At 69.2% G+C, this 15,641-nt stretch carries 15 protein-coding genes; 8 read left to right on the forward strand and 7 right to left on the reverse strand.

Annotated features, from left to right (window positions below):
- Positions 1 to 97: 97 nt before the first annotated feature.
- Positions 98 to 613, forward strand: coding sequence for a hypothetical protein (locus AKJ08_RS06585; protein ID WP_050725337.1), 516 nt, complete (start codon positions 98 to 100; stop codon positions 611 to 613).
- An 82-nt stretch (positions 614 to 695) separates the two neighbouring features.
- Here AKJ08_RS06585 and der read toward each other — a convergent pair whose 3' ends face one another.
- From der to rnc, 4 genes are all read right to left on the reverse strand, one after another.
- Complete coding sequence (der, locus tag AKJ08_RS06590; protein ID WP_050725338.1) at positions 696 to 2,120, reverse strand: ribosome biogenesis GTPase Der; 1,425 nt, start codon at positions 2,118 to 2,120, stop codon at positions 696 to 698.
- A gap of 14 nt (positions 2,121 to 2,134) precedes the next feature.
- Positions 2,135 to 3,085, reverse strand: a complete 951-nt coding sequence (gene era / locus AKJ08_RS06595; RefSeq protein ID WP_050727461.1) for a GTPase Era — start codon at positions 3,083 to 3,085, stop codon at positions 2,135 to 2,137.
- A gap of 54 nt (positions 3,086 to 3,139) precedes the next feature.
- The gene (locus tag AKJ08_RS06600; RefSeq protein ID WP_205624781.1) at positions 3,140 to 3,688 is read right to left on the reverse strand and encodes a peptidylprolyl isomerase; all 549 of its coding nucleotides are present in this window, start codon (positions 3,686 to 3,688) and stop codon (positions 3,140 to 3,142) included.
- Between the two features lie 129 nt (positions 3,689 to 3,817).
- Entirely contained in the window at positions 3,818 to 4,510 is a 693-nt protein-coding gene (gene rnc / locus AKJ08_RS06605; RefSeq protein WP_050725340.1) for a ribonuclease III, read from the reverse strand.
- A gap of 175 nt (positions 4,511 to 4,685) precedes the next feature.
- Here rnc and AKJ08_RS06610 point away from each other — a divergent pair, with 175 nt between their 5' ends.
- On the forward strand, positions 4,686 to 5,531 hold the full coding sequence (locus tag AKJ08_RS06610) for a DUF481 domain-containing protein (RefSeq protein WP_050725341.1): 846 nt from the start codon (positions 4,686 to 4,688) through the stop codon (positions 5,529 to 5,531).
- Positions 5,532 to 5,580: 49 nt separating this feature from the next.
- Here the strand turns inward: AKJ08_RS06610 and meaB are convergent, their stop codons facing one another.
- The 3 genes from meaB to AKJ08_RS06625 are packed head-to-tail and all read right to left on the reverse strand — an operon-like array spanning position 5,581 to position 9,297.
- A complete protein-coding gene (gene meaB / locus AKJ08_RS06615; RefSeq protein ID WP_050725342.1) occupies positions 5,581 to 6,621 on the reverse strand; it encodes a methylmalonyl Co-A mutase-associated GTPase MeaB in 1,041 nt (346 codons plus the stop codon).
- Positions 6,622 to 6,628: 7 nt separating this feature from the next.
- Positions 6,629 to 7,768, reverse strand: coding sequence for an acyl-CoA dehydrogenase family protein (locus tag AKJ08_RS06620; RefSeq protein ID WP_050725343.1), 1,140 nt, complete (start codon positions 7,766 to 7,768; stop codon positions 6,629 to 6,631).
- Positions 7,769 to 7,785: 17 nt separating this feature from the next.
- Positions 7,786 to 9,297 carry an acyl-CoA carboxylase subunit beta gene (locus tag AKJ08_RS06625; RefSeq protein WP_240475492.1) on the reverse strand — a complete coding sequence of 504 codons (1,512 nt, stop codon included), beginning with the start codon at positions 9,295 to 9,297 and terminating at the stop codon, positions 7,786 to 7,788.
- Positions 9,298 to 9,602: 305 nt separating this feature from the next.
- On the opposite strand from AKJ08_RS06625, the gene AKJ08_RS06630 reads away from it, so the two are divergent.
- The 6 genes from AKJ08_RS06630 (at position 9,603) to AKJ08_RS06655 (ending at position 15,629) form a co-directional block, all read left to right on the forward strand.
- Entirely contained in the window at positions 9,603 to 10,781 is a 1,179-nt protein-coding gene (locus tag AKJ08_RS06630; protein WP_050725345.1) for a GNAT family N-acetyltransferase, read from the forward strand.
- Positions 10,782 to 10,836: 55 nt separating this feature from the next.
- The gene (locus tag AKJ08_RS06635) at positions 10,837 to 11,055 is read left to right on the forward strand and encodes a hypothetical protein (RefSeq protein WP_050725346.1); all 219 of its coding nucleotides are present in this window, start codon (positions 10,837 to 10,839) and stop codon (positions 11,053 to 11,055) included.
- Between the two features lie 135 nt (positions 11,056 to 11,190).
- The gene (locus AKJ08_RS06640; protein WP_050725347.1) at positions 11,191 to 13,125 is read left to right on the forward strand and encodes a TonB-dependent receptor plug domain-containing protein; all 1,935 of its coding nucleotides are present in this window, start codon (positions 11,191 to 11,193) and stop codon (positions 13,123 to 13,125) included.
- 47 nt (positions 13,126 to 13,172) lie between these two features.
- Entirely contained in the window at positions 13,173 to 13,745 is a 573-nt protein-coding gene (locus AKJ08_RS06645) for an HmuY family protein (RefSeq protein ID WP_050725348.1), read from the forward strand.
- 13 nt (positions 13,746 to 13,758) lie between these two features.
- Entirely contained in the window at positions 13,759 to 14,784 is a 1,026-nt protein-coding gene (locus AKJ08_RS06650; RefSeq protein WP_050725349.1) for a hemin-degrading factor, read from the forward strand.
- Complete coding sequence (locus AKJ08_RS06655; RefSeq protein ID WP_082342820.1) at positions 14,781 to 15,629, forward strand: heme/hemin ABC transporter substrate-binding protein; 849 nt, start codon at positions 14,781 to 14,783, stop codon at positions 15,627 to 15,629. Before AKJ08_RS06650 ends, AKJ08_RS06655 begins: the two co-directional genes overlap by 4 nt.
- Positions 15,630 to 15,641: the final 12 nt, after the last annotated feature.

Consider the following 15,641-nt stretch of genomic DNA (forward strand, 5'->3'; position numbering starts at 1 on the left):
GACGGGCGAGCCGGCCGGTCCTGGCGAAGGTCGGCTCCATTGACGTTTTGCACCTCGGGCTTGACCCATGTCCGGGATCCGATCTTCGATGCCAGCCATGCGCTCGCTCCTTGCCTTGTCGATGTTCCTCCTTGCAGCCGTTCTTCCGATCGCTCCCGCGCGGGGCGACATCCTCCGCGTCGGCCTCGAGGGCGGCGTCATGGGGCCGGGCTTCGTCGGCGGCTCCATGACCGGTCCGGTGGGCCTGGCGACCGCGCGCATCGGCCTCGGCGGGCGGATGGCGCTGAGCGGAGGGGCCGGGATGCTCCGGCTGAACCCGGAAGTAGGAGATCCGACCACGGCCGCCTTCGTCCCCGTCACCCTCCAGCTCCGGTTGGACGTGGCGTCGATCACGCCCTACATCGGCGCGGGCGCGTCCTGGGTGCACGTCTTCAGCAAGGACTTGAATGGCGCTCCCGACTCGCTGAGCGCGCTGGTCGAAGCAGGCCTGGACGTTCCCCTCGCTCCCTTCCTGGCCGCCGGGCTCCACCTGATGTACGGCGGCCTCGGCGCGACCTCGGCGAGCTTCGGCGCGTCCACCCTGATCACGGCAGGTCTCTCGATCGGGATCTGAGCGCTCGTGATGAATCTCACGAGCGCTCGCAGAGCCGAAGGAGCAGAGGAAACGGGTCGCGAACGCAGTCGCGTCGACGCGGCTATCGCCGCGGCCGCGTCCTGCCCGCCGCCTTCTCCTTCACCCGCTTCGGAGGCGGCCTCAGCGAGGCCTTCCGCTTGAAGACGAGCCGGAGCGGCACCTCGAGCTCGAAGACCTCCCGCAGCTTGTTCGCCACGTAGCGGCGGTACTCGGGCGGAACGAGGTCGGGCCGGTTCGTCTGGACCACGAAGGTCGGCGGTCGGATCCCGACCTGCGCGATGTAATAGACCCGCGCACGCTGCCCGCCCACCACTGGCAGGCCGTGGTGGTTGGAGATGTCCTCGAGGAGCCGGTTGAGCTTGGGCGTCGGCACCCGCGACGACGCTTGGTCGAAGAGGCGCACGGCGCGGTCGAGCACGCCCTTCACGTGGGCGCCGGTGAGGGCCGAGACGAAGATGGACGGCGCGAAGGCGAGGAAGGGCATCTTCCAGACGAGGTCGTCGCGGAAGGTCTGGGCCTTCTTCGCGTCACCCGCGACGAGATCCCACTTGTTGACGACCACGATGACCGGCTTGCCCTGCTCCACCGCGAGGCTGGCGATCTTCAGGTCCTGCTCCACCGCCATCTCGGTCGCGTCGAGGAGCATCACCACTACGTCCGAGGCCTCGGCCGCCTTCAGCGCCCGCACCACCGAGTAGGCCTCGACGCGCATGGCGATCGAGCGCTTGCGGCGGATGCCCGCGGTGTCGGTGAGGATGAAGTGCCGGCCCTTGTGCTCGAGCTCCGCGTCGACCGGATCGCGGGTGGTGCCGGCGATCGGGCTGGTGACGAAGCGCTCCTCGCCGATGAGCTGGTTGACGAGGGTGCTCTTGCCGACGTTCGGCCTGCCGATGATCGCGAGGCGGATCGGCCGTGCGGCCAGGTCCTCCACCACCTCCTCGGTGGCCTCCTCGTCCAACGCCTCGGGCACAGGCTCAGGCTCAGGGGCGGGCGGCAGCGCCGTCATCACGGCGTCCAGGAGATCCTCGGTGCCGCGGCCGTGCTCGGCGGACACCGGGAGGATCCGATCGATCCCGAAGCGATGGAACTCGGAGAGGAAGCCCTCCTCCTCCCGCTTGAAGGAGTCGATCTTGTTCACGGCGAGGAAGAGCGGCTTCCCGCTTCGGCGCACCATCGACGCGATGTCCACGTCGACACCGGTGGGCCCCTCGTGGCCGTCGACCACGAGGAGCACCGCCTGGGCCTCGTCGATCGCGAGCTGCGCCTGGTCGCGCACCTGCTGGATCAGCCGGTCGGGCGTATCGGGCTCGAAACCGCCCGTGTCCACCAGGAGGAATCGCCGCCCCCCGTGCTCCGCCTCGAAGTAGTTGCGATCCCGGGTTACGCCCGGGAGGTCTTCGACGATCGCCACCCTCTTGCCGATGATCCGGTTGAAGAGGGTCGACTTGCCCACGTTGGGCCTGCCGACGATGGCCACCACCGGCATGACTCGAGCTGCGCTCACGATCCGTACCCCAGGCGCCGAAGCGCATCCTGCCTCTCGCTCCAACGAGGCTCGACCGAGACCTGCAGCGCGAGGAAGACCTTGCAGCCAAGCAGGCGCTCCATCTCCTTGCGCGATCCGGTGCCGATCTTCTTGAGCATCTCGCCCTTGCTGCCGATCAGGATCGCCTTCTGCGAGTCCCGCTCCACGAAGATCCGCGCGAAGATCCGCACCAGCCCGCGGCCGTCGCGCTCGGACTCGTCGAAGTCCTCGATCACCACCGCGGTGCTGTAGGGAACCTCCTGGTGCGTGGTCCGGAGGATCTGCTCGCGGACGTACTCCGACGCGATGAAGCGCTCGGCCAGGTCCGTGAGCATGTCCTCGGCGAAGATCGCCGGACCCTCGGGGAGGTGCTCGCCGATGGTGTGCAGCAGGCTCTCGACGCCGTCGCCCTTCAGGGCCGACAGCGGGAAGATCGTCGCGCCCGGGAGCTCCGCCTGCCACGCCTGGATCACGGGCAGCAGCATCTCCTTGGGGATCGTGTCGATCTTGTTGATCCCGAGGATCGCCGGCTTTCCGCTCGCCCGGAGCCTCTCGAGGATGAACTGGTTGGCCTCGCCGATCTCCACCCGGAAGCCCGAGGGCGACGAGGAGTCCTTCATCAGCCCGGGCTCGATCAGATAGAGGACGACGTCCACCTCGGAGAGGATCCCGAGGGCCTGATCGACCATGAAGCGGTTGAGGCTGCCCTTGGCGCGGTGGATACCGGGGGTGTCGAAGAGCGCCACCTGCAGCTCGGGGCGGTTCAGCACCCCGAGCACGCGGTTCCGCGTCGTCTGCGGCTTCGAGCTGACGATCGCGAGCTTCTCCCCGATCAGGCGGTTGAGCAGCGTGCTCTTGCCTACGTTCGGTCGCCCGATGATCGCGCAAAAACCGGCGCGATGCGGCAAATCGTCACGCTTCCTCACCAAATCTCCAACCGTCCGATCCGGATTCTCCGCCCAACGCAGGGAGGAACCGATTCAGGCGCCTCCGCCGGTGATCACGAGCTTCTCGAGGACCACGTCCTGCTGCGGCCGGTCGTTGGGGCCGCAGGCTACGCGAGCGATCGCGCGGACCACTTCCATTCCCTCGATCACCTCACCGAAGATCGTGTGCCGGCCGTTCAGCCAGGGCGTCGCGATCTCGGTGATGAAGAACTGGGAGCCGTTCGTGTTGGGGCCCGCGTTCGCCATGGCCAGGAGGCCCGGCTTGTCGAACTTGCGGCCGCTCTGGAACTCGTCCTCGAACTTGTAGCCGGGCCCGCCGGTGCCGCGGCCGAGGGGATCGCCGGCCTGGATCATGAACTCGGGGATCACCCGGTGGAAGATCGTCCCATCGTAGAGGGGCTTCTTCGTCTTCATGCCCGTGCGCGGGTCGGTCCACTCCTTCTCGCCGGTCGCGAGGCCCACGAAGTTCGCCACCGTCTTCGGCGCGTCCTCGGGGAAAAGGCGGACCACGATGGTCCCGAGGGAGGTCTCGAAAGTCGCGAGATTGGCTTCGTTCATGGCCTTGGTCCACCTTCTGCCCATACGACGGGCACACGGGCTATGCGCAGGGGCGCGGAATCTAGGCCGCGGACCCCCTGCTGGCAAGCACGAAACATCCGACCGTGTCGACTTCGTTCCGGGCCCGATCGCGCTTAGACGGGCAGCCGGCCTCTACCGATCGCCGAGGGCCCCGATGGCCTCCCGGGCGGCGAGCTGCTCGGCGTCCTTCTTGGAACGGCCCTCGCCCCTCCCGAAGAGGGTTTCCCCGACCCAGAGCTCGACGGAGAAGACCTTGGCGTGGTCGGGCCCCCGCTCCTCCACGAGGCGGTAGCGCGGCGCGGCACCGAGCCTCGCCTGGGCGAGCTCCTGCATCTGCGTCTTGAAATCGCGGTTCGCCAGGGACGTGCCGGCCCTCTCGAGGGAGGGAAGGAAGAGCCGGTCGACCACCGCGAGGACCTTCGGAAGCCCGCCGTCCAGATAGAGGACGGCGATCACCGCCTCGAGCGCGTCGGCCAGGAGGCTGGGCTTGGTGCGCCCGCCCGAGAGCTCCTCTCCCCTGCCCAGGAAGAGCAGCTCCCCGAGCCCGATCGAGGTCGCGACCTCGAAGAGGCCCTCTTCGTCGACGATCGAGGCCCGAAGCTTCGAGAGCGTCCCCTCGCTCGCCTCCGGGAAGCGCTCCATGAGCCGCTGGCCGATCGCCAGGTCGATCACGGCGTCGCCGAGGAACTCCAGGCGTTCGTTGTCCAACAGCCCCTCGCCGCGGTGCTCGTTGACGTAGCTCTTGTGCGTCAACGCCGCGAGGGCGGTCTGGCGATCCGGCAGCGGGATCTGGAGGCGCTGCTCGAGCTGTGCGACGGGATCCATGGGCGCAGCGGAATCCTACGTTCCCGGCCCGCCCGATAGGAAGCGCTTTCGGCTCCGAGGATTCCCACGCGAAGAGCCTCTCGGGACGGTTTTCCTGGGGTTCCCCTTTGCGCTCGATCTGCTAGGAAGCCCTCGGACCGGCGAACCGAGCCACCATCTCGAAGAGAGAGCCTGCATGAGATCCTTCCTGATCGCCTTCGTCGCGCTCGCATCGGCGTCCAGCGCGAGCGCCGCGCCCGCCGACGAGCTGGAGGCGCGCGCCAAGACCTTGACCGTCCCGGGCGCCAAGAGCCCAGAGACCGACCAGACGGTGAAGCTGGTCGCCGAGCTCGGGACCGCCCTGGCGCGAGGCAACACCGAGACCTTCCACATCCACACCAGCGGTCGCCTGACCATCGCCCCCGGCAGGGATTGGGTCCTCGAGACCTTCGGCCACGCGCTCTTCGAGGAGTCACGCGGGTCGACCACCGCCAACAACTGGGGTCTCTCGCAGCGGGGCGATCGTTTCGTCTCCGAGCGGGTCTCGATCTTCGCGGCGGGCCAGGCCGAGAGGGACGTCTTCGCGGGCATCAAGATCCTGCTGGCGGCCCAGGTCGGCGCGACCTACCTCGCGTGGGAGACCCGCGATCCGGAGAAGGCCGAGCTGATCACCAACCGGCTCCGGCTCGAGCTCGGCGGCTACGGTGCCCGGGAGAACTTCACGCTCTCCCCGGCCGCCCCTCCCGACGCGGTCCTGACCGCGAACGACCGGAACATCTGGGCGTCCCGCGTCGCGGTCTCCTACCTCCACGCCCTCTCCCGGACCTCCACCTTCGGTTTGGATTCCGAATACATCCAGGACTACAACGACACCGCCAACGTGGTCGTGAACACCAGCGGGTACGTGGCCGCCGCGATCAACGACAGCTTCGCGCTCAAGCTCACGGCGACCCACCGATTCGACAACGTCCCGGCCGAGGCCCAGCCGCCGCTCAAGAAGAACGACTTCCTGCTCACGGCGGGCCTGGTCGTCACGCTTTAACGGAAGAGGGGGCGCGCCTGCTCGAGCGCCCCCTTCTCGACGCAGGGACCTACCGCAGCCGCGCGGCGATGGTCTCCACCAGCGTGTAGGGATCCGCCTCGCGGCGAGCGATGCGCGTGGCCAGCTCGTCGAGCTCGCCCTGCTCCTCGGCGATGCGCTCCAGCGCAGACGCGACCAGCCGCTCCCGAAGGATCGCGAGGAACTCGGCCCGGGCGCGGGTGGCCTCCCGGGCGAGCCTGCCGCCGGCCTTCTCCAGGTGCGCCCGGTGCTTCTCGATCGTCGCCACCAGATCGTCGAAACCCTTGTCGCGGGTCGCGATGGTCCGGACGATCTCCGGCTCCCAGGTGAAATCGTCGGCGCGGGCCTGGGCCGGCGTGGTCGCGTGGAAGCGATGGAGCGAGTCGTGATCCGTCGGCATCGTGACGTGCCGCAGCTCGATCATCCCTCGGAGCTCGCGCTCCGTGCGATCCACGCCCGGCCGGTCGGCCTTGTTGATCGCGAAGACGTCGGCGACCTCGAGGATCCCCGCCTTGATCGCCTGGATGTCGTCGCCCATGCCGGGGACGACCACGACGATGGTGGTGTGGGCCAGGGAGGCGACGTCGATCTCGTCCTGGCCGACGCCGACGGTCTCGACGAGGATCACGTCCTTGCCCATGGCGTCCATCACCCGGATCACGTCCGAGCTGGACCGGGAGAGGCCGCCCAGCGAACCGCGGGTCGCCAGCGAGCGGATGAAGACGCCGGGGTCGAGGGCGTGGTCCTGCATCCGGATCCGATCGCCGAGGATCGCGCCGCCGGAGAAGGGGCTGGTCGGATCGATCGCCACCACGCCGACCGTCTTGCCGGCCTTGCGGTAGTGGGCGATCAGCCGATCCGTGATGCTCGACTTGCCCGCGCCGGGGCTCCCCGTGATCCCGACGATGTAGGCGCCGCCGGTGGAGGGAAAGAGCGCCCGCAGCACCTCGACGGCGGCGGGATCGCGATCGTCGAGGCCGCGCATGAGCCGCGCCGCGGCCCGGATGTCGCCTCCCAGCACCTTCTCGGCGATCGCCTGGGCGTCGCCGTCCTTCCGCACCACCTTCGCCATCCCGTACCTACTTGAGCAGCTCGCGGCTGATCACGATCCGCTGGATCTCGCTGGTCCCCTCGCCGATCTCGCAGAGCTTGGCGTCACGGAGGTAGCGCTCCACCGGGAACTCCTTGGTGTAGCCATAGCCGCCGTGGATCTGCAGGGCCTTGTTGCACGCGCGGCTCGCCGCCTCGGAGGCGAAGAGCTTGGCCATGGAGGCCTCGCGGGTGAAGGGCTTGCCCTCGTCGGCGAGCGTGGCCGCGCGCTGCACCAGCAGGCGGGCCGCGTCCATCTCGGTCTGCATGTCGGCGAGCATGAAGCGGATCGCCTGGAAGTCCGCGATCGGGTGGCCGAAGGCCTGGCGCTCGAGGGCGTAGGCCCGTGCCTCCTCGATGGCGCCGCGCCCGAGGCCCACGGCCAGCGCGCCGATGGTGATCCGGCCGCGGTCGAGGATCTTGCACGTGTCGATGAAGCCACTGTCGACCTGGCCGATGCGGTTCGAGTCGGGGACCTCGCAGTTCTCGAAGACGAGCTCCGCGGTGTCGGACGAGCGCATGCCGAGCTTGTGCTTCACCGGCACCGTCTTGAAGCCCGGCGTTCCGGGCTCCACGACGAAGGCGGTGATGCCCTTCTGCTTCTTGGCCTTGTCCGTGGACGCGAGGACCACGTAGACGCCGCCGACGGTGCCCTGGGTGATCCACATCTTGGAGCCGTTGAGGACCCAGTGGTCGCCCTTGCGCACCGCGGTGGTGAGCAGGCCGGCCGCGTCGGACCCCGACGCCGGCTCGGAGAGGCCCCAGGCGCCCATCGCCTCGCCGGTGGCGAGCTTCGGCAGCCACTTCGCCTTCAGCTCCTCGCTGGCGAACCACTTGATGTGGTTGGTGCAGAGGCCGTTGTGCGAGGCGACGGTCAAGCCCAGCGAGCCGTCGTAGCGCGCGATCTCCTCGATCACCGTGGCGATCCCCAGGGAGGAGAGCCCCACCCCGCCGTATTCCTCGGGCACGCCCATGCCCAGGAGGCCGAGCTCGCCGATCTTCCGGACGGTGGCTGCAGGGAAGCTCTCCTTCTCGTCCCACTCGCGGGCGAAGGGCTTCACCTCGGTTTCACAAAAATCGCGGACGGTCTTTCGGAGCGCGACGAGCTCCTCGGGAAGCTGAAAGTCCATGGTTCTCTCTGCGTCGGTCAGACGGGGTAGACGGAGTGCTTCTTTCGGGGCCGCTCCGCCTTCTTCTCCGAATAGAGATCGAAGCGGGCGATCAGTTCCGCGCGAAGGCGGTGACCCGGGACGATTCCATCGATCACGAGCTCGCTGGCGAGCTTCTTGATGTCGATGTCTTCCTCGTACTCCTTGCGGAGCTGCTGGACGTATGCGGCGCGCTCGGCCTCGGGCTTCTCCTGGATCTTGTTGAAGAAGACCGCGTTCACCGCCGCCTCCGGGCCCATGACCGCGATCATCGCCTGCGGGAGCGCGAGCGTGCAATCCGGGGCGAAGCCCGGACCGCCCATGGCGTAGAGGCCGGCGCCGTAGGCCTTGCGCACAATCACGCTGATCCGGGGCACCGTGGCCTCGGAGACCGCGGAGATCATCTTCGCGCCGGCCCGGATGATCCCCGCCCTCTCGACCTTGGTGCCGATCATAAAGCCCGGCACGTCGGAGAGGTAGAGGATCGGGATGTTGAAGGCGTCACAGAGCTGGATGAAGCGCGCCGCCTTGTCGGCGGAGTCGACGAAGAGCACGCCGCCCTTGTAGTTGGGCTGGTTCGCGAGGATGCCGACCGGCCTGCCGTCGAGGCGGGCGAGGCAGGTGACCATCTCCTGCGCGAAGAGCTTCTTGACCTCCACCATCGAGTCCTCGTCGACGATCTCGGCGATGAGGTGCTTGATGTTGAAGGGCTTGTTCTGGTCGGCGGGGATCAGCTCCTCGATCGGCTTCCCGCCCGCCTTCGGGGGCTTGCCCGCGATACGGGGCGGCTGCTCGTCGCAGTTCCGCGGGAAGTAGGAGATGTACTGGCGGGCCCACTCGATGGCCTCGGCCTCGGTCTTCACCAGCACGTCGCCGCAGCCGGAGACCGAGCAGTGCATCCTCGCGCCGCCCATCTCCTCGAGGGTCACCTTCTCGCCGATGACCATCTCGGCCATGCGGGGCGAGCCCAGGTACATCGAGGCGTTCCCCTCGACCATCACCACCACGTCACAGAAGGCGGGGATGTAGGCGCCGCCGGCGGCGGAGGGGCCGAAGAGCAGGCAGATCTGCGGGACCATCCCCGACAGCTCCACCTCGTTGAGGAAGATGCGCCCGGCGCCGCGGCGGCCCGGGAACATCTCGACCTGATCGGTGATCCGCGCCCCGGCCGAGTCGACCAGGTAGAAGAGCGGGCAGCGCAGGCTCTTGGCCTGCTCCTGGATCCGAAGGATCTTCTCGACCGTGAGCTTGCCCCACGAGCCCGCCTTCACGGTGGAGTCGTTGGCCATCACGGCGACGGTGCGGCCTTCGATCCGCGCGAGGCCCGTGACCACGCCGTCGGCAGGGAGCTCCGGGTCGAGGCAGTTCGCGAGGAGGCCGTCCTCCACGAACGAGCCCTCGTCCACGAGGAGCCGGATCCGCTCCCGGGCGAAGAGCTTGCCCGACTCGGCGTTCTTCTCGTGATACTTCTTCGCACCACCGGTGAGAACGCGGGCTTCGAGCCCTTCCAGCTCACGATCCCGCGATCCCGGCGGATTCTTCGAATCAGCGCTCACCTTCGACCTCCCGAGAGGCGGGTTTTGTCGTCCACGCAAGCGGGCAAGTCAACCGCCGTGTGCACCTCTCAGAGCGTATGAAGCGATCGCCCCCGCGGTGCGGGCGCGGTCGCTTCATCTCGCGCTACGCGCGAGAGGCGCTCCTTTCTTCGTTTGCTCGCCTCCGGCTCGCGAGAGGGGGAGCCTCCCGGCGCCTGCCTCGAAGCGCGTTGCCTGGATGACCGGCGAATGGCAGCATCGCCCGTTTCCCGAGGACTCTCATGGAAAATTCGACCGCGTTCGGCGTCCCCTCGCCTGCTGAGAAAGACACGCTGGCCGGGATCCTGGCCCTGGCCTTCGCCTTTCCGGTGGAGGATTCGCGGGCCTGGCTGGATCGCGTGTTGATCGAGAACGTCCGGGTCCATCGGGAGGACGAGCGGGTCGCGGGCGGCCTCATCGCCTACCCCCTGGGCCAGTGGTTCGGCGGCCGGAGCGTGCCCATGGCCGGGATTGGAGGCGTGGGCGTCGAGCCCGCGGCCCAGGGCAAGGGCGTCGCCACCCGGATGATGCGGACGGCCATGCGGGAGCTCGCTGCCGAGGGCTACGCCCTCTCCTGCCTCTATCCGGCGACGCAGCCGCTCTACCGGCGGGCCGGCTACGAGAGGGCGGGCTCGAACTTCGAGATCCGCGTCCCCGCCAACCTGCTCGCCCTCGGCGATCGCTCCCTGCCTCTTCGCCCCGCGACGCCCAAGGACCTGGAGGCGATCCGCGCCCTCCACCGTGAGCACGGCCGCGCGAGGCCGGGCTCGGTGGACCGTTCGCCGCAGCTCTGGCAGCGGATCCTGGATCCCTGGAGGACGCCGAAGCCGACCGGCTTCGTGGTCGAGCGCGACGGAGCCATCGACGGCTACTGCTTCTTCGCCCGTACCCACAAGCCCGAGGGTCGGCAGGCGCTCAAGGTCAACGACATGGTGGCCGCATCGCCCCAGGCCGCGACTCGCCTCCTCACCTTTCTCGGCGATCACCAGAGCCTCGTCGACGACGTGAGCTGGTCTGGTGGCGACGCCGATCCCCTCCTCGCGCTCCTGCGCGAGCCGCGCCATTCGGTGGAGATCCGCGACGTGTGGATGCTCCGGATCCTGAACGTCGCCAAGGCGCTTTCGGCGCGGGGCTATCCGCGCGGGTTCTCCGCGTCGCTCGACCTCGAGATCTTCGACGAGGTGATCCCGACCAATCGCGGTCGCTTCGTCCTCGACGTGGCGGGGGGCGAAGCCCGGGTTCGCTCGGGCGGCGACGGGAGCCTGAAGATGCACGTGAGGGGTCTCGCCCCCCTCTACACCGGCTACCTCCCGGCTTCGAATCTGGCGCTCATCGGGCTGCTGGAGGGAGACGAGGCCGCGCAGGAGCTCGCCACGGCGCTCTTCGCCGGGCCGGCCCCCGCCATGAGCGACTTCTTCTAAGCGACCGACCTTCGGCGTGTGCCCCGCTCGGATCGGGTCGGCGTCCGATTTGAAGTTGACTCTGCCTCTCAACTTCAACTATACCCGCTTCGCAACGAAGGGAGACCTCGACATGAACGGCTCCGACGCCCGTGAGGAAGGCTGCGAAGAGGTTCGCTGCCTCTGCGGAAACCTCCTCGCCCGCCTCGTCCCCGGTGGTGTCGAGCTGAAGTGCCGCCGTTGCAAGAGGAGCATCACCCTGCCCCTCCAGAGCGGTGGGGAGGACCTCCCCTGACGAATCCGCCGCCCGACGGCGGATCGACACCCCTGCGGGAGCCGCGCTCCCGACCCGCCTAGCGGCCAGAGGCCCTCGCGCCCAGCGCCCGGTTCGAACGCATCCGACCGGAAGTTTCGCTGCCCCGAGGATCCCTTGTCCGCCCACGTCACGCGCCTCGCGCTCCTCAGCTCCTGCGCCCTGGCGCTCGTCCCCGCCGCCAGCCTCGCCGACGACGTCTCGGAGGTCGCCTCCGACGCTCCCGAGTTCGAGACGGTGATCACCGGCTCCCGCTCGGCGGTCTCGGTCGACGAGTCCCCCGTCGACACCCTCGTGATCACGCGGCGCGACATCGAGGCGTCCGGCGCCCGCGACGTGGCGGAGGCCCTCGCGAGCCAGCCCGGCGTCGAGCTCGTGCGCGACGGCGTCAGCGGCGTCGGCGTCCGCCTCCAGGGCCTCCAGCCGGAGCACGTGCTGATCCTGGTGGATGGCCAGCGGGTCCCCGGGCGGAGCCGGGGCGTCATCGACCTCTCGCGCTACGCAGCCGATCGCGTCGCGTGGATCGAGGTGGTGAAGGGCCCGACCTCGTCGCTCTACGGCTCGGACGCCATGGGCGGCGTGGTGAACATCGTCACGAGGCGGGACCCGAGGCGCCCGGTCGAGGCGAGCCTCCAGGCACGGACGGACTCCCTCGGCGCCTACGAGCTCGACGGGAGCGCGGCCGTCCGCAAGGGAGCTTCGAGCGCGCTCCGGCTCGCTGCCGGTCTTCGCCGAAGCAGCGCCTTCCGCCTCGTTCCCGAAAGCGTCTCCACCAGCGGCAGCTCACGAGACGAGCTCGACCTCGAGTTCCAGGGCGAGCAGGCCCTCGGCGAAGGTCTTCGCGTCTCGGGCAGCGCGTCCTGGCTCTCGACCGATCGGGAGAGCGTGGACCTGGGCTCCGGGGGCGCCACCTTCGACCGCTACGATCGCACCCGGATCTACTCGTTCACGCTGGAGCCGAGGATCTCCCTCGGCGGCAGCGGTGCGCTCCTCCTCACCCTCCACCACTCGCGCCTCGACAACCAGCTCCTCCAGGATCAGCGCGGCTCGAACGCCCTGGATCAATACCAGCACAGCGTCGAGGGCCTCTGGCAGGGAGGCGTCCAGCACAACGTCCAGCTCGGCAGCCACCGCCTCACGTCCGGTGCCGAGCTCCTCTTCGAGGATCTCGAGTCGCCGAGGCTCGACGGCGGCAGGGGGGATCGCTTCCGCCCCGCCCTCTTCGTCCAGGACGACTGGGTCCTGTCGGGCGAGACCTCGCTGGCCCTGACGCCCGGCCTCCGCCTCGACCACGACTCGCGCTTCTCCACCGCGCTCTCGCCCAAGATCTCCGCCCGCTACTCCCCGTTGGAGGAGCTCCAGCTCCGCGCGAGCTACGGCTGGGGCTTCCGGGCGCCCAGCTTCCAGGAGCTCCTGCTCCGCTTCGAGAACCCTTCTGCGGGCTACGTCGTCGAGGGCAACCCCGACCTCCAGCCCGAGACCTCGCGAGGAGGCAGCGTCGGCGCCTCCTACCGGGCCACCCGGTGGCTGGATCTCTCGGCGAGCGTCTTCCGCAACGACATCCGCCAGCTCATCACCAGCGGGACGATCGCCGAAGGCGCTCCTGGGCAGCCGGCCCGCTTCGGCTATCTCAATGTCGCCTCGGCGATCACGCAGGGAGTCGAGGCGGGCGCGACGGTCCGGCCATTGCGCGGCGTCTCCGTGACGGCCGGATACCAATTGCTGGACGCGCGGGATCTCTCCTCGGATCGGCTGCTGGAGGGCCGCGCCCGCCACAACGTCACGCTCGCCGCCTCGTGGATCGAGCGGCAGTCGGGGCTCTCCGCGAGCGCCCGCGGGGAGTGGGTGGGTGAGAGGCCCTTCTACTCCCTGGAGGACGGATCGAGCCGAGTGGCCGAGTCGCATGTCTTCGCGAGCGCCCGCGTCGCCAAGGAGCTGGGCGGCGGCTTCACCGCCTTCGTCGGGGCCGAGAACCTCTTCGACGCCGGCGATCCCGAGGACTTCGCAATTCCCCCGCGCTCGATCTTCGCGGGGGCCTCCGTCCGCTACTGACCCGCGGTCCCTACCTACGAGCGCCACCGGCGCTCCCTGGAGAACAGATGAAACGATTCCTTTTCGTAGCCATCGCCAGCCTCGCCTTCGCCGCCTGCGGCGACGATCTCAGGGACGATCACCCTTCCATCGACGACCCTGGCGAGAACGAGACCGGCCTGGTGGATGTGCAGGAGGAGGCCGGCGGCAGTTTCCTCGTCCGGGTGGACGCGACCTCCGAGACGGACTGGGTCTTCCTCGACATCGAGTCGAGAAAGGAAGCAGATCAGGCGGGTCCATGGCACCTGGCCTTCCGCCGCCAGAACGTGGTTGCCAACGGTCCGGCCGGCGTGGGCGTGGCGTGGGCCGCAGGCAGCGATCCCTCGGCCACGGAGGTGCCGCCGCCCTCCTCCTTCCGCTTCGACGGGCCGCTCGACCAGCCTGCCGCGGAGGGCGCCTTCCAGAGCGACGACGCCTGGTACGCCTACGACCCTGTCACCCACACGCTCACTCCCAGGAGCCGCGTCTATTACGTCTACACCCCGAGTCATCACGTCTACGCGCTGGTCTTCCAGCGCTACTACGACGCCGCCGGGACCTCGGGCTTCCCCACCTTCCGCCTCACCCCCGTGAACCACTGAAACGAGAAGAGACATGAACGAAATCGAGATCAGGCAGCAGCTCGAGGCGATCCGCGCCGCCGAGCCGGGCATCCGGGCCCGCGACGCCGCCCTGCGGCTCGGGATCAGCGAGGGCGAGCTCGTGTCCTCCACGCCCGGCAACACCCGGCTCCGGCCCGACTTCGCGTCGATCCTGGGCGAGCTTCCCGCGCTGGGTGAGGTCCTCGCCATCACCCGCAACGAGGCTGCCGTCCACGAGAAGCGGGGGATCTACCCGGCACCCGAGCCCGAGGAGGGATCGATCCTCGTCCACTCACGCGACATCGACCTGCGCGTCTTCCTCCACGGCTGGGCCAGCGCCTTCGCCGTTCGGGACGAGGCCCGGGGGAAGCCGCGGCACAGCCTCCAGTTCTTCGATGGCGCCGGAGACGCGGTGCACAAGATCTGGCTGGAGGAATCGAGCGATCTCGCCGCGTTCGAGCGCCTGGTGGAGCGGTTCGCGTCACCTGCCGAGCGCCTCGAGGTGCGGCCCATCGAGGCCCGCCCTAATCGCCCGGACGAAGAGATCGACGCGGCGGGGCTCCGGGCGGCGTGGGAGGCCCTGACCGACACCCACGAGTTCTTCGGGATGCTGAAACGCTTCGGTGCAGGGCGCCTGCAGGCGTTGCGGCTCGTCGGCGGCGGCCTCGCCCAGCGCGTGCCGAACGCGATCACGTCCGCGCTCCTCCACCACGTAGCGGCCAAGGAGGTCCCGATCATGGTCTTCGTCGGGAGCCGTGGCGTGATCCAGATCCATAGCGGTCCGGTGCGCCGGGTGGCAGCGAAGGGCGGTTGGCTCAACGTCCTCGACCACGGGTTCAACCTGCACCTGCGCGAGGACCTCGTGGCGGAGAGCTGGATCGTCCGCAAGCCGACCGCGGACGGATTCGTGACCTCCCTGGAGCTCTTCGACGCCAAGGGGGAGGTGATCGCCCTCTTCTTCGGCGAGCGAAAGCCCGGGATTCCCGAGGCGGAGAGCTGGAGACAGGCGCTGGCTCACGTCGAGAGGAGCGTCTCGTGATCGCGGGCTTCCTCTTGATCGCGCTCGCGGCCTCGAGCCCTGCGTCGGCTGCCGATCCAGCGCAGGCGCGGATCGTCACCCTCGGCGGCCCCGTGACCGAGGCGGTCTTCGCGCTGGCGGCCGGCTCGCGCGTGGTCGGCGTCGACGACTCGAGCCAGGCGGTGGAGGGCGCGGCGGCCCTGCCGAAGGTCGGCTACTACCGCACCGTCGGCGCCGAGGGGATCCTCTCGCTGCGGCCCACGCTGGTGATCGCCACCGAAGAGGCCGGTCCGAAGGCGGCCCTCGATCAGCTCCGCAGCGCCGGAGTCCCCGTGCTGCTGCTGCCCGCCGAGGCCACGGTGGAGGGCGCGAAGCGAAGGATCCGCGCCGTCGCCGAGGCGCTGGATCTCCGTGCGGAGGGGGCCGCCCTCCTCGCCCGCATGGACGTCGATCTGGCCGAGGCCGCCTCGCAGATCGGGTCCTCGTCCGACCACCCCAAGGTGCTCTTCCTCTTCGCACCGGGGCAGAACGCGCTCTCGGCCTCGGGGCGCGGCACCGCCGCCGACGAGATGATCCGCCTGGCCGGGGCGACCAACGCAATCGACGGCTACCAGGGCTACAAGCCGCTCTCCGCCGAGGCGGCGATCGCCGCGCAGCCCATGGTGATCTTGGTCACGACCTCCACGCTCGCGAGGCTGGGCGGAAAGCCAGGAGTCCTCGCGCTGCCCGGCCTCTCCGCTACACCAGCCGGACGCGCCGGGCGCGTGGTGGCCCTGGAGGATCTCTTCCTCCTCGGCTTCGGTCCCCGAACCGGCGCCGCGGTGAAGGCCCTGGCGGAGCAGCTTCGCGGGGCCGACGTCCAGTGAAGGCGCCGGCTG

It is taken from the genome of Vulgatibacter incomptus (assembly GCF_001263175.1).
Classification (GTDB): Bacteria; Myxococcota; Myxococcia; order Myxococcales; family Vulgatibacteraceae; genus Vulgatibacter; species Vulgatibacter incomptus.